Origin of the sequence: Nostoc sp. (genome assembly GCF_036917275.1) — a bacterium.
Lineage (GTDB): Bacteria > Cyanobacteriota > Cyanobacteriia > Cyanobacteriales > Nostocaceae > Nostoc.
The window spans coordinates 110,676-131,797 of the sequence record NZ_JBALDF010000009.1; the positions used below are offsets into that span (position 1 = coordinate 110,676).

The following is a 21,122-nucleotide window of genomic DNA, read 5'->3' on the forward strand; positions in this document are numbered from 1 at the left end:
GGTTATTTAGATGATGGTTTAACTTAGCGATGGAGAGGCATGAATAATAAAGTCAGCTTATCTATAGTAGTCCTAAATGAGTTGTAAAACACCTCTCCCTTGTCTATCCTTTTTCACTTACTCTGTTTTTTAATAGGATTGAGCGATCGCTCCCAGCGACTAAAGGCTTGGGAAAAAAGCAGCGTCAGAAATAAATAAACCAAGGCAACAGTGGCGTAAATCTCAAACGAGCGATAACTTTCTGCTACAATCAGTTGCCCCTTGCGGAACAACTCTTCAAAGCCGATGACAGCAACTAAACTAGTGTCTTTAAGCAGACTAATGAACTGATTGCCAAGGGGTGGCAGCATCCGCCGCAGGGCTTGAGGAAAGATCACATAGCGCATCGTTTGCACTGAACTCAAGCCCAGTGATTGGGAGGCTTCTGCTTGCCCCGGCTCAATTGATTGGATACCTGCGCGGACAATTTCCGCAATGTAGGCAGCGCTATTGAGACTTAATGCAATCACCGCTGCCACAAGACGATTTAAATTGAAGGTGAAACCAAAAGTTTGGGCTAAAGCAGGCAACCCAAAGTAAATCATAAAAATCTGCACCAGCAACGGCGTTCCCCTGAAAAAATCCACATATGCTCCGGCACAAAAACGCAAAGGCAAAGCAGGAGAAAGGCGAACAATTCCAATCAGTGAACCACCGAGTATTCCCAGCAATACTGAAAGTGTTGTGAGTTCAAGAGTCACCAAAGCCCCACCCAGCAGAACGGGTAGTGACTTGAAAATAATACTTAGTGAGGTAAATAGCTCAGATACACCTTTTTTGCTAGTCTGATTTTCAATAGGCGATTTTTCTGGGAGTTGTGGCGGCTGAATACCAAACCACTTTTGGTAAATTTGGGCGTAAGTGCCATTTTTCAGCACCGTTGCCAGACCTTGGTTAATCAGGTCTAGGTTGGGCGATCCTTTGGGTGTGGGAAAACCATAAAATTCTTCTGTAAGCAGACTGCTAACTACTTTGAGTCGGTTCAAGTTGCCACTCTTTATGCCGTATAAGATAACGACTTGATCGTTAAGAACGGCATCGACATTACCGTTGATTAATGCCTGAAGAGTTAAGGGTGAATCATTAAAAGTACGAATTTCAGATCCTGGAAGATTTTTAGCTTTGAGTGCGCCGGTGGTTCCAATTTGCACACCAATAATCTTGTTTTTAAGACTATCGAAATTGGTAATATTTTGATTGTCTGTGCGGGTGGCGATCGCTAAACCAGATTTGAAGTAAGGACGCGAGAAGGAAATTGTCTTTGCTCTTTGGGCAGTAATCGTCATCGCTGCAACTGCCGCATCTACAGTTTGCGTCTGCAATGCGGGAATCATACCAGCAAAGGGCATATTTTGGTACTTAACTTGAAAGCCAGCAGATTGTGCGATCGCATTCATCAAGTCAACGTCAAAACCCTGCAACTCATTAGTTCCAGATTGAAACTCGAAAGGTGGAAACGTAGGTTCTACTGCTACCGTCAGTGTTTTACCAGCAGTGGAACCGTTCGTGAAACTACAACCTGAAAGCAGAAATAGACAGCTTAAGCCAAGAATTAGCCAACGGATAACAGTCAATCGAGCCATATTTTTTAGATTTTTCTTATCTCTCCATTTCCTTCAAAGGATAATTGCTTATTCCTTCAGGTGATGAATTTCGAGACAACAAATCGTATACAAAAAACTCGGTAAAAGAAACCTAGTTTTTGATTAGTTAAGCATAATTCCTGCGATCGCAGTCAAATTTTATCAACTATTTTTAACCTGTTACACATGAGGGAGAGGCAATAAATGTCCAACTTGCCATATATGTTCCCGCGAACTTACTCAAATAATCAGTTGAGCTATCCTGAACAAACCAGTCAGGAATCACTTTTTGCTGTGCAATTTTTTCTTCCAAGCCAATCTGTAAGGACAGATTTTCGTAAACAATGTTTGCCTTCGCAGTTTCCAGCATTTTTTCTACTAACTTGTATAGCCATTCCGCTCGAACAAACAGATTATGATCTGGATGGTTGCCATAATTAAGTCCCACAATTATCACTACGTATCCTTTGTGGCTTATTATCTTATCCAGACAAAATTGAATAATTTCCTGCTCATCTTTGTGTTGTTGGCTTTCCTTATCAACGGTATGATATATCATCCCGCATAGCACCACTGCATCAAACTTTTTATTTTCTGTAGCAAGTTGACGCAGAAATACCCATAAGTCTTCGCACAAAAAGGTTCTGTTTGGGTATAAGTTTAAACAGTATTTAATAGCATATTCACTGTGATCTACGCCAACGTAATCGCATTGAGAAGGTAGATATTTGAGCAAAGCCCCATTCCCACAGCCCAGATCCAACAAAGAGAATGACCTTTCTTTAAAAACATCCTCTAAAAAATCAATGAAGAGTGTATAGCGGGTAGCATTTTCTGGCTGTTCAAAGTAGGAAAAATAGTCTGATTGAAAACGTTCTTCTTCAGACATTTTGCGCTCAGGGTAATTATCTTCCATATTGTATGGATGTCAAATGAATGGTGTGAAGAGCAGAAACTTGTAAACTACCTTCTCGCTAAGGTTTTAGTGGTGGGTAAATTTCTCGCCTGCTTGACTATTTTACAAGTAATTCTACTTATTTAACGGTTGGGCACATCAGATTTTTGGCATTTTTGGCGGCATTAACAGCTACTTAACGCACTCAATGCCAATTATAGGCGCATAGTCAAGGAAATTTTACCAAAACTATTGACCGTCCAAAGTTCAGTTGTGAATCAGTTGGTGAATATTCTCCCTAAAAAAGGGAGAATATTTTTTTCTACGCTCTTTTTAAAGAGTAAATTCAGGCGACTACTTTGGGCATCCAAAGGGTTTTCGCACAGTACCTGTTTATTCAGGTTCTCCGACAGGAGAATGGCTTAAGGCAGAGGATGAGAGTGGTTACAGCTACTAATGAGTAGTTACTAAACTGAACTCAGTTGTTTTTTCAGGATTAGCTTCTAGACTATCAGCTTCAGAAGGTGGAACCAATTGCCAGAATTTCGGTAAGAATTCTTGCCAGTTTTGCAGAATTTTCTTCGCCTTTGGTGAACCAGTGCGTTCTGCATGAGTTTGGATTAACTCTTGCAGTTGTTTTGCACCTGCTTCTGTAATCACTCGCTGAATTTTGACAATTTCCGGGTTGACTAACTCACCAAATGAGTCGTCTTCATCCAAGAAGTATGCCAGTCCACCAGTCATTCCAGCTGCGACATTACGTCCTACTTTACCGAGGACGACAATCACACCACCAGTCATATATTCGCAGCAGTGATCCCCAGCGCCTTCAATCACTGCTATGGCTTTGGAGTTTCTTACAGCAAAACGCTCCCCTGCTAAACCGTTGGCAAATAACATGCCACCAGTAGCACCATAGAGGCAAGTATTGCCAACTATCACGTTTTGTGATGCGTTATAGGTAGCATCACTTGGAGGTTTGATGATGATTTCACCACCATGCATCCCTTTACCTACGTAGTCGTTTGCTTCTCCTTCCAGGCTCAGAATTATACCGGGAAGGTTGAACGCACCAAAGCTTTGCCCAACACTACCTGTAAAGTTGAGATTAATTTGTCCTTCAAAGCCACTGTCACCGTATTGAGAAGCGATCGCTCCCGCTAATCTTGTGCCTACTGTTCTGTCAGTATTCACAATCGGGTAAGTCTTGGTAACAGTAGACTGGTTGCGAATGGCAGCTTGAATGTCAGAATCAGCAAGCAAGTGGTCATCCAAAACTACGCCGTTGCTGTGGACTTCTTCATGCACCAACCAACTACGATTTTCTCTAGTATCTGGCAACTGAAGTAAACAGTCTAAGTTCAGCGATCGCGTTTTGCTGAGTTTTGCCTCTTGGCGCAGTTTCAACAAATCTGCACGTCCAATGATTTCTGATAATGAACGATAACCTAGTCGTGCTAGCAGACTACGCACTTCTTCGGCGATGAAGTAAAAGAAGTTGACAACCTGTTCCGGTATTCCCGTAAACCGCTTGCGTAGTTCTTCTTTCTGAGTAGTAACACCTACAGGGCAGGTGTTCAAGTGGCAAATTCGTGCCATAATACAGCCTTCGGCAATCATGGCGATGGAGCCGAAACCGAATTCTTCACCGCCCATCAATGCACCTATTACCACATCCCAGCCACTCTTAAGACCGCCATCCACGCGCAAAATCACGCGATCGCGCAGGCCATTTTCCATCAAGACGCGATGCACTTCACTTAAACCCAATTCCCACGGCGAACCAGCATGTTTAATCGAACTTAGTGGCGATGCACCTGTACCACCATCATGACCAGAAATCTGGATGATATCAGCGTTTGCCTTGGCTACACCAGCAGCGATCGTCCCAATACCAACTTCTGCAACTAGCTTCACCGATACTTTTGCTTTCGGATTAATTTGGTGTAGATCAAAAATCAGTTGTGCTAAGTCTTCAATCGAGTAGATATCGTGGTGCGGTGGTGGTGAAATCAGCGTCACACCTGGCTTGGAACGCCTTAACATCGCAATGTATTCGCTCACCTTGGGGCCTGGGAGTTGTCCACCTTCTCCAGGCTTGGCACCTTGGGCGATTTTGATTTCAATTTGTTTGGCGCTGCTTAAATACGCTGGCGTGACACCAAAGCGTCCTGATGCGACTTGCTTAATAGCACTAGAGGCGGTGTCGCCATTGTGCAATCCTTTCAAATGCGGTAGGGTTGGCGAGTGACCATCGTTTACATCATCTAGAACTGTATAGCGCACTGGGTCTTCGCCGCCTTCCCCAGAGTTTGATTTACCACCAATGCGGTTCATGGCGATCGCTAAAGTTTCATGGGCTTCTCTTGACAAAGCACCTAAAGACATGCCACCGGTGCAGAAGCGCTTGACAATTTCAGATACCGACTCCACTTCTTCTATTGGAATCGGCGTGCGATCGCCTTGGAAGTCCAGCAAGTCCCGCAAGGCTGTTACTGGTCTGCCTTGAAGATGCTTTTTATAAACTTCGTAGTGGTCGTAGTTTTTGCCATCTACAGCCTTATGCAGCGCCTTAACCATTTCTGGACTATTCATGTGATACTCGCCGCCAGGACGGTATTGCACAAAGCCCAGGTTTTCTAACTTCTTGGTCGTCAGTTCCGGGAAAGCCTTGCTGTGGAAGGAAAGTACTTCATCAGCGAGTTCGCTAACACTCAAACCACCGATGCGGGAAGTTGTACCACGAAATCCTAGTTCTATTAAATCCCCGCCGATGCCAATAGCTTCAAAGATTTGGGCTGCTTGATAGCTGGACAGTAGAGAAATTCCCATTTTGGAGAGAATTTTTAGCAAGCCTGACTCTACCGCTTTGCGATAGTTTCCTAAAGCTTGCTCTACTGTCAGGGTAGGAATTTTCTTCACAGCCATTAACTTTTGGGTTTTGGGATCAATGCACCAATCACGCACTGTATCCAAAGCCATATACGGGCAAACTGCACCTGCACCGTAGCCAATCAAACAAGCAAAGTGATGAGTACTCCAGCATTGGGCAGTATTGACAATCAGGGATGTTTTCATTCGCAACCCTTCCCGAATCAGGTGGTGATGTACAGCACCCACTGCTAACAGGGGAGGAATGTAGGTATATTCTGTAGTGATCCCTTCATTGTCTCCCTTATTATGAGTTGCTGGGATCTGGTCGCTTAATATTAAAATCTTTGCACCTGCCCGGACTGATTCAGCTGCTTGTGCTTGTAAAGACTCGACTGCGGCTTGCAATCCTTCGGGGCCAGGGGCGATCGCAAATAGGGTTGACAACTCGGCTGTGGCAAATCCTGACAGCTTAATCGCCTCTAATTCAGCATCCGTTAACACTGGTGATTCCAGCTTCAATCTTCGAGCATATTCTGGCTTGGGTTCTAATAAGTTACCCCGTTCACCCAGTTCCACTTTCAAAGACATCACTAGCTTTTCCCGTAGGGGATCGATCGCCGGGTTCGTCACCTGAGCAAAACGCTGTTTGAAATAGTCGTAAAGTAGGTGGGGCTTTTGTGACAGCACTGCTAAAGGAATATCATCCCCCATACAGAAAGTCGGCTCGGAACCTGCGATCGCCATTGGATGAATCACCATTTCTACATCTTCTGTGGTGTACCCAAAGGCAGTTTGAAGCTGAAGCAAGGTTTGTTTGTCAATTTTGTCAGTTGTACTATGTCCGTTACCATTTTCAGCAGCCAGATGTCCATTCCCATTTCCATTTGGTGATTGACTACTGACAATTTTTTTGAGTTCTTGACGGTGCTGTTGCAGCCATTCACCATATGGGTGCTGTTTGGCGATGCGCTGCTTAATCTCCCAATTCTTCAGCACTTCATGGTTTTCTAAATCTACGGCAATCATTTGCCCTGGCCCAAGTCTACCTTTCTCGACAATATTGGCTTCTGGAAAGTCAACTACACCAGCTTCCGAAGCTACAACAATATAGTCATCTTTGGTAATCAGGTAGCGAGCTGGTCTTAAGCCATTACGATCTAGTGTTGCACCAACTTTTTTGCCATCGCTGAATACTAAAAGTGCTGGCCCGTCCCACGCTTCTTGCAGACCACTATAATATTCGTAGAAATCGACAATTTCTGGAGAGTCACGTAAAGAAGGCTGATTTTGGTAAGCCTCTGGAACCATAATCATTAAAGCTTCCAAGGGGCTGCGTCCAGAACACACCAGCAATTCCAGTACGTTGTCTAGGGTAGCTGAGTCGCTGTTATCAATATGAACTAATGGCTTGAGTTCATTGATGCGAGTCTCCTGCGGAGAGGCTGCGCCAACGCCCCATACAGGATGATTCAGGCTAGCTTCTCGTGCCATCATCCAGTTGATGTTACCCAACAAAGTATTGATTTCGCCATTGTGACCCAAAAGCCGCATTGGTTGAGCTAGGGGCCACTTGGGCATAGTGTTGGTACTAAAGCGGCGATGATAGACAGCAAAGGCGCTTTTGTAAACCGGATTTTGTAAATCTTGATAAAATTCTCCCAATACAGCAGAACGCACCATGCCTTTGTAGACAATTGTGCGATTTGACAAGGAGCAGATATAAAATTCTTCTGAGATGTTGTTTGCTGCTTTACTAATTCGGCGGCGGCTAATATACAACTGTCGTTCCAATTCATCGCCACTTTTATCAACAGAAGCTAGCAAAACTTGTTCAATCTGGGGTTGATTTTCTCTTGCTTGTACACCGAGTAAATCAGGTTGTACTGGGACTACTCGCCAACCCAGTACAATCAATTTTTCTTCAACAGCTACTTGTTCAACTATCGTCTTCGCTTTTTGTGCTGCTTCTTGGTCTTGTGGTAGAAAGATCATCCCCACAGCTATATTATTAGTGGATGAAAATTCCTTCCCTATTTGGGCAAAGTCTTGTTGCAACAATTCCCAAGGGATAGCTGTCAATACTCCTGCACCATCACCAGAGTCTCGATCAGCGCTACAACCTCCCCGGTGTTCTAAGCAGGTTAAAGCAGCTAAGGCTTTTTCTACAATTTCATGGCTGGTATGATTCTGACGATGAGCAATAAAACCGACACCACAGGCATCTCGTTCCTCTACTAACCACTTTTGCCCCTGATAGGTATCTCTTGAGATTATATCCGCTGTGATTTTCTGGTCTTGATTCATCGGTTTATTATTCATACCCTGTTCCTGAAGTATTGAGTTACCAATTTTGCCACTACTTATCGGAAAAATTTCTAAATTCAGCGATGCAGAAATATATAAGCACCGAAATTTAGGGAAAAAAAATTTTAACTTCGGTTTTACTTTAGTTAGTTCATCCGTGTTAAAATTGTTACTTTTTTTATGTATTTATGCGGTGTTAGACAATTTAATTCCGCCAAGACATTATTTTTGCCCTGACAGTTTCTTTTTTATATTGTGAAGCTAAGTATTTTTTCAATCCCCTTTTTCCAGATGCACGCTACCTACTGATAGAGCCTATTTCGGCTCACCTGAAACAAAATTAAAACTGAACGCTGTCCTATGTTTTAAAGCCAAACTCATCCTGATCCGGCAATAAAATCAGCGTATTACAATATATACCCATTTGACAATTCCCAAATATTTCTGTTGTTGTCTGGAGTTTTGCTGCTTACCAGTTGCCTCATGTCTTATTATTTACTTGGTCTTACTTAAAAATCAACACTAGCAACGTTCAGCGAGGATTGAATATCTTAATCCAGTTTTGATAACCAAGACTACCGTGTATAGTGCGATTATAATCAGTGCTAGTTAAAACACTTGATTGCAATGGCTTTGGCGTCTAAATTGTTTTTTGTCTAAAAGAGATAGCTAGCCAATATATAAAATATCATGTTTTTTAAAAAAGAAAGTCATGTTTTTTTAGAGTTCCAAATAATTAGTTAGTTTATACCTTGGCTGATAGTTTTCAAAAGTACCTAGTAAATTATGGTAAAAATGCCGAATTGTTGGCAATCAGGGATTAGCGATCGCAGATTTTTCCGGGCTACTGTGTCACCAATACTTTTGACAGCACTGTGCTTAACTACTACCTGTGCTACCAACGCCCAGGAGTCCCCAAAAAGCACCAAATCAACACCCAGGTTAATCTCACAGTCACCTGCACCCCCTTTAACAGGTGTAGCATCCTCTGGTAATCAAATTTCCCTCAATGGTCGTACTTTACCAGGAAGTTGGTTGCAGCGACCTGGAAAATCTGGTCAGATCACAACTCATCTCAGTGACGGGGCATTCAGGCAATTAATTGGAGTTAATTTCTTAAACAGTAGTAATTCAGGTAGGCAACCAGTACAGTGGTTTTCGTCAGTGACAACGCCACTGGTTTTAGTTACCAGGCTACTAGGAGCATATCGCTATCTGGATATTACTAATTTTGCTCAAACATCTGGATGGCAAATCCAAGCCAATGGTAACATTTTGGTGATTGCTACTCCAAAGGCGCAAGTGACAAATATTGTTCCGAGTCAGCAATCTTTAGACACGAGTGTAAATCCTTTGCCACAAGTTCGCATTCTTATCGATTTAGATCGTCCAACTCCCTGGCAAGTTACACAAGGGTCAACTATTAAAAAAATTCAACCTCCATCTTCTGATCCAGACACATTAATCCCCAAATCCACTGCACCGCCAAATCGAGAGTGGACAGTTACCCTGGATGGAATAGCCGATCCTGTTTTGATAGAACGCTATACCCCCCAGCCACCAGTACCAACAGCAGCACCACCAACATTGCTGCCAAACCTGCTCAAACAATTATCACCAGCTATACCAACACAACCAATACTACCAGCACCAGCACCAGCCCCTGAACCACTGATTCAACAAGTGAAGGTGGTGAAAAACCAAACCATTATTTCTTTGAGTGTTCCCTTTGGTTTATCGCCTCAACTTAATACTGTCGGTAGCCCCAATCGCCTGATTATCGATATTCGACCCGATCCTTTAGAAGAACGAGATATTACTTGGGCCCCAGGATTGCGCTGGCGACAGCATTATGTCAACTTAGGCACAGAACGCTTTCCGGTGGTCTGGTTAGAAGTTAATCCTCGTAAATTTGGGCTAACGTTGAAACCCATGTGGGCTAGCCCTGATGGGCTTGCGGGTACTGCTCCCTTAATTCAAACAGCACAACGTTACTTAGCAGTAGCTGGAATTAACGGTGGTTATTTTAACCGCAATAACAGATTGCCATTGGGTGCAATTCGTCGGGATGGTCAGTGGTTATCAGGCCCCATTCTTAATCGGGGTGCGATCGCTTGGAATGATTCTGGCCAATTTTACTTCGGTCGTCTCACCTTAGAAGAAACTTTAATCACGGCAAATGACCAGCGTCTACCAATTCTGTTTCTTAACAGCGGCTACGTCCAGAGTGGCATTGCTCGTTACACCCCAGCTTGGGGATCAACTTACACACCCTTGACGGATAACGAAATTATCCTCGTGGTACAAAAAGACCAAATTACTCAACAGCTACCAGGTGGCAAAGTTGGTGAGACGGCGGTTCCGATTCCTCAGGATGGCTACCTACTAATCTTACGCGCCAACGCTGCTACTGCTGCCTCACAGTTACCTATTGGAACCGGAGTAACTATTTCCAGCGCCACTACTCCCACTGATTTTAATCGTTATCCCCACATTATCGGAGCCGGGCCGCTATTAATCCAAAATCGTCAAATCGTCCTCGATGCCAAAGCCGAAAAATTCAGCAATGCCTTTATTGCCGAAAAAGCTATTCGTAGCGGTATTTGCACAACGGCAACAGGCACACTGATGATTACTGCCGTGCATAATCGTGTCGGCGGTTATGGCCCTAATTTGGCAGAACATGCCCAACTGATGCAACTGATGGGCTGTGTCGATGCCCTAAATTTAGACGGTGGTAGTTCAACCAGCCTTTACTTAGGAGGGCAACTACTCGACCGATCGCCTAGTACCGCTGCTCGTGTTCATAATGGAATTGGTATTTTCCTGAAACCACGATAATCAGGGAGTAAAAAATAGGGAAGTGAAGTCTCTTAATCACCAATGTCCCATCTTTTTTTAAAGTTTAGAACAAGCTATCATTTTGCTTGATGAAGACTTGGTGTAGATACAAGAGTTTTAGTAGTGATGATTTACACCATTACGTCTGACTTTGCTATGTTTATCAAGGTGCGACAAAATTGCTGATTTCTAATGTTGCAAGATAGCGCCAGATTTTTTATCAATAGTTAAGAGTACCGACGGTTTGTTATGTCTTCAAATGAGGTAACTATGGCTCGATATCAAGAAACTACACAGACTGACACTCTACACCTACCTTCAACTATCACTTCCAGAGGCGTTGCTGCAACTGAGTTACGTCCTTGGGGTGCTTTTACAGTTTTAGAAGAAGGGCGCGGATACAAAATCAAGCGCATCGAAGTTAAACCCGGACACCGCCTCAGTTTACAAATGCACCACCACCGCAGCGAACACTGGATTGTCGTATCTGGTACAGCTAGGGTAACTTGTGGTGAGTTAGAAGTACTACTGAGCAATAATGAGTCAACTTATGTACCCCAATGTACATCTCATCGTTTAGAGAATCCTGGCGTGATCCCCTTGGTGTTGATTGAAGTGCAAAATGGCGAATATTTGGGAGAGGATGATATTATTCGCTACCAAGATGACTATGCCCGTACTAAGGATTAAAACCAAAAGAATGTTATTAAAGCTCTAATTCAAAAACTGAATAGATTTTTAGGCAAACCGTCTTTGGTAGCTACTACACCCCAGATGTCCCTACCTAGTTAAGGTGGGGACTGAAGCATCTTGTGCTATAAATGTAGTAATAGCGATCGCGCTCATGCCTTCAATGATTTGGAATTTTCGAGAAGTGAGCGATAGTTAACCCATCTGTCTATAAAATGAAGATGGGATATTCTATTGCAAAAAACGAGTTCCATGATTCATCTGAGTCAAGCAGCCGTGAGTGAGATTGGGCGAATCAAGTCCAAGCAGCAGCCAAATGTCTTGTTTCGATTGGCAGTAAAACCAGGTGGTTGTTCCGGGTTTTTTTATGATATGTCCTTCGATGAAGCAATAAAAGTTGGCGACCAGGTTTTCGACTTGGATGAGATTCAAGTAGTTATAGATAAAGCAAGCTTAAATTACCTCAACGGTTTGAGGGTGGATTATTCAGAAGACTTAATGGGTGGTGGTTTTCGCTTCCATAATCCCCAGGCGATCGCTACCTGTGGCTGTGGGAATTCCTTCTCCATAACTAGTTAACAAATAATTACTAATTCGTAATTTGTAATGACGCTCTCTAAGAAACCTCTTGCATTCGCGGACTCTAACGTAATTAAAAAACGGGCCAGAGTCTGAGACTTGGATTCAAGGTTGACAAAGTTATGGTTGGCGTCTAAATCCCCATCCATAACGTAATCACGAATTGTTCATAGTCGTTAATTAGTGATCATTTGCCAATAACAAAAGAAAAATCACAATTGACATAAAACCCTAAAAAACGATATAATTAGGATTTGTTAAAACTTAGACATATAAGCAGCTTTACGCGCTGTAACTCATGCCAACAATACAGCAGCTAATACGTAATGAGCGCGAACAAGCGCGTCAGAAAACCAAGTCCCCGGCTTTGAAGCAATGTCCCCAACGTCGGGGAGTTTGTACCAGAGTATACACGACTACACCAAAAAAGCCTAACTCAGCTCTACGCAAAGTAGCAAGAGTAAGACTTACCTCTGGATTTGAAGTTACAGCTTACATTCCAGGCATTGGTCACAACTTACAAGAACACTCAGTTGTGATGATTCGTGGCGGTCGGGTTAAGGACTTACCAGGCGTGAGATACCACATTATCCGTGGCACCTTAGATACAGCCGGAGTCAAAGACCGCAAGCAAGGCCGTTCCAAGTATGGAACCAAGCGTCCCAAAGAAGCGAAAAAATAAAGATTAGGCGATTAATCGTATCCAACACGATTAATCGTCTAGCTCAGAAGCGCTGAAGGACAAAAAAACTATCAGGGTCTGTGTTCTAACAGCAGTTATGAAAGCTGGTAAAGTCTGTTTCAAAAAATCAAGCAAGCTACACCTACACTAAGCGAGCAAGTGTAGAAGTTCTGAGGAGAAGGCTGTAACTGACAGCAGAATTCTCATCTGGACATTAAGGTTTACAATCTTGTCGCCTTGAGTATTTAGTTGCAGGTAGCAGGTCAAAAAATTTTAGATTTGCGATTTGCGATTTTGGATTGGTCGAACCCACAAGGGGATAAGGCTTACAGACTCTTGATTTTTGATTTGTTCCGACCCTTGTGATCGGAACAAATCAAAAACTTTTAATCCAAAATCATAAATCAAAAATCAAAAATTGGCAGTAGAGAGGTCAACCTCGCTGCAACTGTCGAAAAAAATGAGGAAGTCTGAGGGTTGGGTTGCACCGCTTTTAGTTTCCGGTGTCTGATAGCATATAATTTCGTTGCCAATTCCGAATTAAAGGTGAAGTATGTCACGTCGTGGTGTTATTCAAAGGCGCCCAGTTCCGTCTGACTCCGTATATAACAGTCGCCTTGTGAGCATGATTATCAGGCGGATCATGCGTCATGGCAAGAAATCACTTGCTGCACGGATTGTTTATGAAGCATTGAAAACTATTGAGGAACGCACTGGTAGCGCTGCCTTGGAAACCTTTGAAAGAGCAGTGCGAAATGCCACGCCTTTAGTAGAAGTAAAAGCTCGGCGAGTTGGCGGAGCAACCTACCAAGTACCAATGGAAGTGCGTTCAGAACGGGGCACTACCCTAGCGCTGCGTTGGTTAGTGCAATATTCCCGGTCTAGACCAGGTCGGACAATGGCAAGCAAACTGGCAAATGAGTTAATGGATGCTGCCAACGAAACTGGAAATGCGATTCGGAAACGGGAAGAAACGCACCGGATGGCAGAAGCTAACAAGGCATTTGCACATTATCGTTACTAAGTAGAAAAACGATATATCGCCTTACCGAAGCGTTATATCGTAGATTTACAAAAAAAAGACGGTTTTCCCTAAAAGTATAGAATCTTAACAAAGAGTAATATACAAGATATCATGAGGCAAAAACTATAGGAGGTAGCTGTGGCACGCACGATCCCGCTAGAGAAAGTACGCAACATTGGTATTGCGGCGCATATAGATGCGGGCAAAACAACAACAACAGAGAGAATATTATTTTACTCTGGGATAATTCATAAAATTGGCGAAGTTCATGAAGGAACTGCCGTCACAGACTGGATGGAGCAGGAGCGGGAGCGGGGAATTACCATTACTGCTGCTGCGATCAGTACCAGTTGGAAAGATCATCAAATTAACATTATCGATACTCCGGGTCACGTAGACTTCACAATTGAAGTTGAGCGTTCCATGCGCGTGTTGGATGGTGTAATCGCAGTATTTTGTTCTGTGGGCGGCGTGCAACCGCAGTCCGAGACAGTGTGGCGTCAAGCAGAACGCTACAAAGTTCCTCGGATAGCCTTTATCAACAAGATGGATCGGACTGGAGCGAACTTTTATAAAGTTCACGATCAAATCCGCGATCGCCTGCGGGCGAATGCGATCGCCATTCAATTACCAATTGGTAGTGAAAACGACTTCCAAGGTATCGTTGACCTAGTACGGCAACGTGCGTATATTTACGCCAATGACCAAGGAACTGATATCCAGGAAACAGATATCCCGGAAGAATTGCAAGCGCAGGTAGACGAATTCCGCACCAAGCTCATAGAAGCCGCAGCAGAAACCGATGATGCTCTGATGGCTAAGTACTTCGATGGTGAAGAACTTACAGAACAGGAAGTTCGGACTGCCCTGCGTAAAGGAACAATTGCGGGGACAATTGTGCCAGTACTTTGTGGCTCGGCATTCAAAAACAAAGGCGTGCAATTGATGCTGGATGCCGTTGTCGATTACTTGCCAGCGCCAAGTGAAGTACCGCCAATTCAAGGCTTGCTGCCAAATGGCGATACTATTGAGCGGCGGGCTGATGACAGCGAACCCCTAGCGGCTCTGGCATTCAAGATTATGGCTGATCCTTATGGTCGCCTGACATTTGTTCGTGTTTATTCTGGTGTCCTGAAAAAGGGCAGCTACGTCCTCAACGCTAGTAAGAATAAAAAAGAACGGATTTCCCGCTTAGTTCTCATGAAGGCAGATGACCGACAAGATGTCGATGAACTACGAGCGGGTGATTTGGGAGCAGCTTTAGGATTGAAAGACACCTTGACAGGTGACACGCTCTGTGATGATGGATCGCCAGTAATTCTGGAATCCCTATTCATTCCTGAACCTGTAATCTCGGTAGCGGTTGAACCCAAAACCAAGAACGACATGGATAAACTATCCAAGGCTCTGCAATCTCTCTCAGAAGAAGACCCCACCTTCCGTGTCCGCGTCGATCCGGAAACAAACCAAACCGTGATCGCGGGGATGGGAGAGCTACACCTAGAAATTTTAGTAGACCGGATGTTACGAGAATTCAAGGTGGAAGCGAATGTAGGTGCGCCGCAAGTAGCTTACCGGGAAACAATTCGCAAAGCTGTAAGCAAAATTGAAGGCAAATTCATCCGCCAAAGTGGTGGTAAAGGTCAATATGGTCACGTTGTGATCAATTTGGAGCCTGGAGAACCCGGTACTGGCTTTGAATTCGTCTCCAAAATTGCCGGTGGTACAGTGCCTAAAGAGTATGTTGGTCCCGCAGAACAAGGAATGAAAGAAAGCTGCGAATCCGGTGTTCTAGCTGGATATCCGTTGATTGACGTCAAAGCGACGCTAATTGATGGGTCATACCACGATGTAGACTCATCGGAAATGGCTTTTAAAATCGCTGGCTCAATGGCGATGAAAGAGGCTGTGTTGAAAGCTTCACCTGTCCTTTTAGAGCCTATGATGAAAGTTGAAGTTGAAGTTCCTGAAGACTATATCGGGAACGTCATTGGCGACCTCATCTCCCGGCGAGGGCAGATTGAAAGCCAAAGCACTGAACAGGGACTCGCTAAGGTCGCATCCAAAGTTCCACTGGCGACCATGTTTGGCTACGCCACTGATATCCGGTCGAAGACGCAAGGTCGGGGTATCTTCACGATGGAGTTCAGCCACTACGAAGAGGTGCCTCGCAGCGTAGCTGAAACTATCATTGCTAAAAGCAAAGGGAACGCTTAGTTAAAATAAGGAAATGAGTATTCATGGCACGCGCAAAGTTTGAAAGGAATAAACCCCACATCAATATCGGTACCATTGGCCACGTTGACCACGGTAAAACCACGTTAACAGCAGCCATCACCCTGACCTTGGCAGCTCTTGGTCAGGCTATAGCTAAAGGCTACGACCAAATCGATAACGCGCCAGAAGAAAAGGCACGGGGTATTACTATCAATACCGCTCACGTTGAGTATGAAACCGAAAATCGGCACTATGCTCACGTAGACTGTCCAGGACACGCTGACTATGTGAAGAATATGATCACCGGCGCTGCTCAGATGGATGGTGGCATCCTGGTAGTAGCTGCTACCGATGGTCCAATGCCCCAAACCCGCGAACATATCCTACTAGCAAAACAGGTAGGTGTTCCCAGTCTGGTTGTTTTCTTGAACAAAGAAGACTTAATGGATGACCCAGAACTCTTGGAACTAGTAGAACTAGAACTTCGAGAACTGTTAAGCAGCTATGATTTCCCTGGCGATGATATCCCCATTATCAAAGGCTCTGGTCTGCAAGCTCTCGAAGCAATGACCAAGAATCCTAAGACCAAAAAAGGTGAAAATCCTTGGGTAGATAAAATCTACGAATTAATGGATGCTGTAGATTCTTTCATCCCCACCCCTGAGCGGGATGTTGATAAGCCCTTCTTGATGGCTGTAGAAGACGTATTCTCCATCACAGGTCGTGGTACTGTCGCCACCGGTCGGATTGAGCGGGGTATAGTCAAAGTTGGCGATAACGTTGAACTAGTGGGTATTAGAGATACTCGCGCCACTACCGTAACTGGTATTGAAATGTTCAAGAAGAGTCTTGACCAAGGTATGGCTGGAGATAACGCAGGCGTACTACTCCGGGGTATCCAAAAGGCTGATATTGAACGAGGTATGGTCATCGCCAAACCAGGTTCAATTAAACCTCACCTTCAATTTGAAGGTGAAGTGTACGTCCTAACTGAAAAAGAAGGTGGTCGCAAGACTCCATTTTTTGCTGGCTACCGTCCCCAGTTCTACGTGCGGACAACGGATGTAACGGGCACGATTAAAGCCTTCACTGCTGATGATGGCACTGAGGTGGAAATGGTGATGCCAGGCGATCGCATCAAAGTGACAGTAGAATTGATCAACGCGATCGCTATTGAACAAGGAATGCGCTTCGCTATCCGCGAAGGTGGGCGCACCATCGGTGCTGGTGTCGTCTCCAAAATTCTAAAATAGCACCTTTTCGCTCATAACAAAGGAGCAGAGATGGTATAATTCCTCTCTGCTCCTTTCTCTTCCCTCTATAAATTTAAAGGTAATAGGTTACAGAGGACAGGTGATAGTTTTCTGTAACCTTTACCCTGCAACTACATCCCCTAATTACGCAGAACCTGGACAATTAAAGATGGCAACTCTACAGCAGCAGAAGATTAGAATTCGCTTACAGGCTTTTGACCGACGCTTATTAGACACATCTTGCGAGAAGATTGTAGACACAGCTAACCGCACCAATGCTACAGCCATAGGTCCAATTCCTTTACCAACAAAACGCCGGATCTACTGTGTGCTGCGATCGCCTCACGTAGATAAAGATTCACGAGAACACTTTGAAACCCGTACTCATCGCCGAATTATTGACATTTACCAGCCCTCTTCTAAGACTATTGATGCCCTGATGAAATTGGATCTACCATCGGGTGTGGATATCGAAGTGAAACTTTAATTAGTCATTAGTCATTAGTCATTAGTCATTAGTACTCAGACAAATGATATTAGTATGAATATTTACATAGCCCTGAAGAAATATATCTCAGGGCTTTTATTTAGCTAGGAAACAAATGATAGAATGTAGACAAAGTACGGGAAAAGCAGAGAAAAATAAATTTTAAAGATTAAGTTTATACCAAGGTAACAATGACATCATCTTCTAAAATTGCAGTTCGTGAACTACCTCTGTTCCCGTTACCTGAAGTAGTTCTGTTTCCTACCAGACCATTGCCTCTGCACATCTTTGAATTTCGCTACCGAATCATGATGAACACGATTTTGGAAAGCGATCGCAGGTTCGGTGTTTTAATGGTTGATCCGGTAAAAGGTACAATTGCAAACACTGGTTGCTGTGCGGAAATCGTTCATCATCAACGGCTGCCAGATGACCGAATCAAGATGTTGACTTTAGGGCAGCAAAGATTTCGTGTATTAGAGTATGTTCGTGAAAAGCCATACCGCGTTGGCTTAGTTGAGTGGATTGAAGACGAACCACCAATTAAAGATTTGCGTCCTTTGTCAACTGAAGTAGAACAACTACTGCGAGATGTTGTGCGTCTATCAGCCAAATTAACCGAACAAAATATCGAACTGCCAGAAGATTTGCCTGACCTACCAACAGAGTTATCTTATTGGGTAGCCGGCAACCTTTATGGTGTCGCCGCAGAGCAGCAGTTATTGCTAGAAATGCAAGATACTGCAACTCGTTTAGAGCGGGAAGCAGAAATTTTAACCTCTACTCGGAATCACTTGGCAGCTCGCGCTGTTCTCAAAGACACATTTAATGAAAAGTGATGAGTAGTCCTCAGTCAAAACTTGTGGCAAATGATAAATGATTAAAGAGCGCTGATCGGCAAAACATTGTAAGCGCCAAGAATTTTTAAAATCTCTGTGTGGATAGTTAATTCTGCTAAGGCAGATTGCATTTGTGCTTCTTTGGCATCCGCTTCTAGATCCATGAAAAACAAGTATTCGCCTAGCGATCGCTTCGTCGGACGAGATTCAATCCGGCTGAGGTTAATCCCTAACTGAGCAAAAATTTGCAAAGGTTTGACCAATGCTCCGGGTGTGTTGGCAGGCATACTAAAAGCCAGCGATGTATGACTGGCAGGTGTTGTTGATGCCTGATATATAGCGTCCGCTTCACCCTGACTTACTACCCAAAAACGAGTAAAGTTTTCTGGATAGTCGTTGATGTTACTAGCAAGTATGGGCAGGTTGTAGAGTTGAGCTGCTCTACTAGAAGCGATCGCTGCCGTTGTTATCTCTTGCTCCAATCCCTGTAGCGCTTCGCTTGTGGAATTGCTGGGAATAATTTGTACAGTCGGAAGAAACCGCTCTAACCATCCCTGGCATTGTGCTAAAGCTTGTGGATGAGAGTAAACAGTTTTAATCCTATCTAAGCTAGACGCGCAAGAAATTAACATATGGGCAATGGGTAATACCAAAGCCAACTGAATTTGCAAACTGTCCAAGTGCCATAGTGTATCCAGTGTTGTGGTAACACTCCCTTCAATAGAATTTTCCACTGGCACAACAGCCAACTGGGCTTGACCATCAGCAACGGCGTGCAGTGACTGCGAGATGGTGGGATAGGGACATAACATAGCTTCAATTCCCGTACTTTTACTCAACCAGTTGACATAAAGAACAGATGCTTGTTCTGCGTAAGTGCCGGGAGGCCCTAAATGTGCGATCAATAAAGTCATGCCTTTAGCCTTGAGTTGTGAGTTTAATGTGTAAACAGAGATTATGATATTTTAGGTTTGGCAAATATATCCAACATTTACTCTTAGTGAACACTGTTATCTCTAAAATTTACGCACTGAACGAATAGACCTAAATATGTATCCTGGAAAACAAGTTATGGAAATCAGCCTTCTAGCAGATAGATTTATTGGGAGTTTTTTGCTAGATTCCTCTGAAGATTTTAAGAGCAATTATATTGGTTTCTGACCAAATAGCAGTGCATGTTATTGATTTTGTGTCAATCATTAAATCCTAATATTAGCCCTTTCAAGCTGAGTAAAAATTTGGGTTAAAAAAATTCCTCTTTAATCTCTTAACTCTGTGTTCTCTGCGTATTAAGGGTTAAATAAATTACTTTTAACCCGCTATTGACACAGAGATATCAGAGAGAAAAAATAGATTTTAGGAGTTAGCTTGAAAAGGCTAATCCTAATCTATATTTCATGAACTAAAGATAGTAATGAGCGTAGCAACTTTTTGCTAATAATGTATAGCTGATAAGCAACAATCATTTTTATGCTCAATAAATTTTGTATTTTTATAATAATCAGAACTAATTTATTAAAAAATATTAAAATTAAGAAACAGATATTTTTATCCGCTCATGGCTACCCGGTTTACTGCCTCTCAATCGGTTGAAATCGCTGTTCCAGAGCAGCCTATTCCCATTCAGCACTACTTGCGTCAGCCTCAACGTTTAGTTAAGGCTTTGGCTGACAACACCCGCATTGAGCAGGTTTCTGAGGAAGTATTTCGCTTGAAAATGCGTCCGCTAACTTTTATGTCATTAAGTATTCAACCTACTGTAGACATGAGAGTCTGGGCAGAATCAAATGGAATAATTTATTTGCGATCACTCGGCTGTGAAATTCTGGGTTTCGAGTATATTAACCAGCGCTTTACTCTTAATTTAAAAGGGTATTTATCTCCCAAAGAGTTTAGCACTGGTACTCGCCTGCAAGGAAGGGCTGATTTAGAAGTGCTGGTGGATTTGCCACCGCCATTTTCTTTCACTCCTAAGCCTATTTTAGAAGCTACAGGCAATGGTTTGCTCAAAAGCGTGCTGTTGTCGGTCAAGCAACGGTTATTAAATCAACTTTTGGCGGATTATCGCTACTGGGTGATATTACAAATTAAAGATAGAGGACTTGACAATGACACTACTGAATTGCCAATCCTGAATGCTGAGTAATGATTTAATCACTCAACACTCGGTACTTTGATTTGGCAAGGACGAAAAGACTGACGATGTAGGGGCGAGGGCCCGTATTGTTCCAAAGCCAGCAAATGCCGCTGGCTACCATAACCCTTGTTACGCTCCAGGTTGTACATAGGGTATTTTAATGCTAGACGTATTACCAGTTCGTCACGCCAAACCTTGGCAACAATACTAGCAGAGGCAATAACGAGCGATCGCTCGTCTCCTTTAACTATTGTTTGTTGCGGCAGTAGCAAGTCTTTGATTGACTGATTGCCATCAACTAGGCAGAGTGCAGGCTGTACCTTTAACTTCAGCACAGCCCGCTTCATTGCTAACAGTGTCGCTTGCAAAATATTTATCTTGTCAATTTCAGCAGTAGAAGCAAACCCAATTTTCCAGTCTATAGCCAGCCCACAAATTTGCTGTGCTAGCTGAGTTCTCCGAGAACTAGACAACTTTTTACTGTCTTTAATTTTAGCTGCCATCAGTATTGGCAAAGCATGAACTGGTAGGATCACTGCTGCCGCCACCACAGGGCCAAATAGAGCACCTCGCCCGACTTCATCCACACCTGCAACCAACCCTGGAATCCCTGACAAAGTAGAAAACTCTAGCCAACTGGATTGTTCCAAGGGCGTTGGCGACGTTTCTACCATAAAG

General features: G+C 43.6%; 15 protein-coding genes. 10 read left to right on the top strand and 5 right to left on the bottom strand.

Translation table 11 applies throughout. The annotated features are described in order from the left end of the window. Positions 1 to 113: 113 nt before the first annotated feature. From V7K35_RS03980 to gltB, 3 genes are all read right to left on the bottom strand, one after another. Complete coding sequence (locus V7K35_RS03980; RefSeq protein WP_335076560.1) at positions 114 to 1,622, bottom strand: ABC transporter permease subunit; 1,509 nt, start codon at positions 1,620 to 1,622, stop codon at positions 114 to 116. Between the two features lie 172 nt (positions 1,623 to 1,794). Next, the gene (locus tag V7K35_RS03985) at positions 1,795 to 2,538 is read right to left on the bottom strand and encodes a class I SAM-dependent methyltransferase (protein WP_335076562.1); all 744 of its coding nucleotides are present in this window, start codon (positions 2,536 to 2,538) and stop codon (positions 1,795 to 1,797) included. Positions 2,539 to 2,970: 432 nt separating this feature from the next. After that, complete coding sequence (gene gltB / locus V7K35_RS03990; RefSeq protein WP_335076564.1) at positions 2,971 to 7,710, bottom strand: glutamate synthase large subunit; 4,740 nt, start codon at positions 7,708 to 7,710, stop codon at positions 2,971 to 2,973. Positions 7,711 to 8,490: 780 nt separating this feature from the next. Here gltB and V7K35_RS03995 point away from each other — a divergent pair. The 9 genes from V7K35_RS03995 to V7K35_RS04035 all read left to right on the top strand — a co-directional run bounded on the left by V7K35_RS03995 (position 8,491) and on the right by V7K35_RS04035 (position 18,307). Further along, the gene (locus V7K35_RS03995) at positions 8,491 to 10,536 is read left to right on the top strand and encodes a phosphodiester glycosidase family protein (protein ID WP_335076566.1); all 2,046 of its coding nucleotides are present in this window, start codon (positions 8,491 to 8,493) and stop codon (positions 10,534 to 10,536) included. A 270-nt stretch (positions 10,537 to 10,806) separates the two neighbouring features. Continuing rightward, positions 10,807 to 11,226 carry a cupin domain-containing protein gene (locus tag V7K35_RS04000; protein ID WP_273763827.1) on the top strand — a complete coding sequence of 140 codons (420 nt, stop codon included), beginning with the start codon at positions 10,807 to 10,809 and terminating at the stop codon, positions 11,224 to 11,226. Positions 11,227 to 11,478: 252 nt separating this feature from the next. Further along, positions 11,479 to 11,805: a HesB/IscA family protein gene (locus V7K35_RS04005; RefSeq protein WP_273763825.1), complete on the top strand. Its 327-nt coding sequence runs from the start codon at positions 11,479 to 11,481 to the stop codon at positions 11,803 to 11,805. 298 nt (positions 11,806 to 12,103) lie between these two features. Further along, entirely contained in the window at positions 12,104 to 12,487 is a 384-nt protein-coding gene (rpsL, locus tag V7K35_RS04010; protein ID WP_012410236.1) for a 30S ribosomal protein S12, read from the top strand. Between the two features lie 553 nt (positions 12,488 to 13,040). Continuing rightward, a complete protein-coding gene (gene rpsG / locus V7K35_RS04015) occupies positions 13,041 to 13,511 on the top strand; it encodes a 30S ribosomal protein S7 (protein ID WP_273763823.1) in 471 nt (156 codons plus the stop codon). A gap of 138 nt (positions 13,512 to 13,649) precedes the next feature. Beyond that, the gene (gene fusA / locus V7K35_RS04020; protein ID WP_335076568.1) at positions 13,650 to 15,728 is read left to right on the top strand and encodes an elongation factor G; all 2,079 of its coding nucleotides are present in this window, start codon (positions 13,650 to 13,652) and stop codon (positions 15,726 to 15,728) included. Between the two features lie 23 nt (positions 15,729 to 15,751). Continuing rightward, positions 15,752 to 16,981, top strand: coding sequence for an elongation factor Tu (gene tuf, locus V7K35_RS04025; protein WP_335076570.1), 1,230 nt, complete (start codon positions 15,752 to 15,754; stop codon positions 16,979 to 16,981). A gap of 169 nt (positions 16,982 to 17,150) precedes the next feature. Further along, positions 17,151 to 17,468: a 30S ribosomal protein S10 gene (gene rpsJ, locus V7K35_RS04030; protein ID WP_008232935.1), complete on the top strand. Its 318-nt coding sequence runs from the start codon at positions 17,151 to 17,153 to the stop codon at positions 17,466 to 17,468. 191 nt (positions 17,469 to 17,659) lie between these two features. After that, complete coding sequence (locus V7K35_RS04035; protein WP_335076572.1) at positions 17,660 to 18,307, top strand: LON peptidase substrate-binding domain-containing protein; 648 nt, start codon at positions 17,660 to 17,662, stop codon at positions 18,305 to 18,307. 41 nt (positions 18,308 to 18,348) lie between these two features. Here V7K35_RS04035 and pheA read toward each other — a convergent pair whose 3' ends face one another. Next, the gene (gene pheA, locus V7K35_RS04040) at positions 18,349 to 19,221 is read right to left on the bottom strand and encodes a prephenate dehydratase (protein ID WP_335076574.1); all 873 of its coding nucleotides are present in this window, start codon (positions 19,219 to 19,221) and stop codon (positions 18,349 to 18,351) included. A 644-nt stretch (positions 19,222 to 19,865) separates the two neighbouring features. Here pheA and V7K35_RS04045 point away from each other — a divergent pair. Next, positions 19,866 to 20,453 carry a DUF1997 domain-containing protein gene (locus tag V7K35_RS04045; protein WP_335076576.1) on the top strand — a complete coding sequence of 196 codons (588 nt, stop codon included), beginning with the start codon at positions 19,866 to 19,868 and terminating at the stop codon, positions 20,451 to 20,453. 8 nt (positions 20,454 to 20,461) lie between these two features. Here the strand turns inward: V7K35_RS04045 and V7K35_RS04050 are convergent, their stop codons facing one another. Further along, on the bottom strand, positions 20,462 to 21,118 hold the full coding sequence (locus V7K35_RS04050) for a ribonuclease HII (protein ID WP_335076578.1): 657 nt from the start codon (positions 21,116 to 21,118) through the stop codon (positions 20,462 to 20,464). Positions 21,119 to 21,122: the final 4 nt, after the last annotated feature.

What these genes read in the sequence shown, in the direction of transcription:
- V7K35_RS03980 (WP_335076560.1), bottom strand. Translation starts at nt 1,622, where the DNA reads ATGGCTCGATTGACTGTTATCCGTTGGCTAATTCTTGGCTTAAGCTGT.
- V7K35_RS03985 (WP_335076562.1), bottom strand. Translation starts at nt 2,538, where the DNA reads ATGGAAGATAATTACCCTGAGCGCAAAATGTCTGAAGAAGAACGTTTT.
- gltB (WP_335076564.1), bottom strand. Translation starts at nt 7,710, where the DNA reads ATGAATAATAAACCGATGAATCAAGACCAGAAAATCACAGCGGATATA.
- V7K35_RS03995 (WP_335076566.1), top strand. Translation starts at nt 8,491, where the DNA reads ATGCCGAATTGTTGGCAATCAGGGATTAGCGATCGCAGATTTTTCCGG.
- V7K35_RS04000 (WP_273763827.1), top strand. Translation starts at nt 10,807, where the DNA reads ATGGCTCGATATCAAGAAACTACACAGACTGACACTCTACACCTACCT.
- V7K35_RS04005 (WP_273763825.1), top strand. Translation starts at nt 11,479, where the DNA reads ATGATTCATCTGAGTCAAGCAGCCGTGAGTGAGATTGGGCGAATCAAG.
- rpsL (WP_012410236.1), top strand. Translation starts at nt 12,104, where the DNA reads ATGCCAACAATACAGCAGCTAATACGTAATGAGCGCGAACAAGCGCGT.
- rpsG (WP_273763823.1), top strand. Translation starts at nt 13,041, where the DNA reads ATGTCACGTCGTGGTGTTATTCAAAGGCGCCCAGTTCCGTCTGACTCC.
- tuf (WP_335076570.1), top strand. Translation starts at nt 15,752, where the DNA reads ATGGCACGCGCAAAGTTTGAAAGGAATAAACCCCACATCAATATCGGT.
- rpsJ (WP_008232935.1), top strand. Translation starts at nt 17,151, where the DNA reads ATGGCAACTCTACAGCAGCAGAAGATTAGAATTCGCTTACAGGCTTTT.
- V7K35_RS04035 (WP_335076572.1), top strand. Translation starts at nt 17,660, where the DNA reads ATGACATCATCTTCTAAAATTGCAGTTCGTGAACTACCTCTGTTCCCG.
- pheA (WP_335076574.1), bottom strand. Translation starts at nt 19,221, where the DNA reads ATGACTTTATTGATCGCACATTTAGGGCCTCCCGGCACTTACGCAGAA.
- V7K35_RS04045 (WP_335076576.1), top strand. Translation starts at nt 19,866, where the DNA reads ATGGCTACCCGGTTTACTGCCTCTCAATCGGTTGAAATCGCTGTTCCA.
- V7K35_RS04050 (WP_335076578.1), bottom strand. Translation starts at nt 21,118, where the DNA reads ATGGTAGAAACGTCGCCAACGCCCTTGGAACAATCCAGTTGGCTAGAG.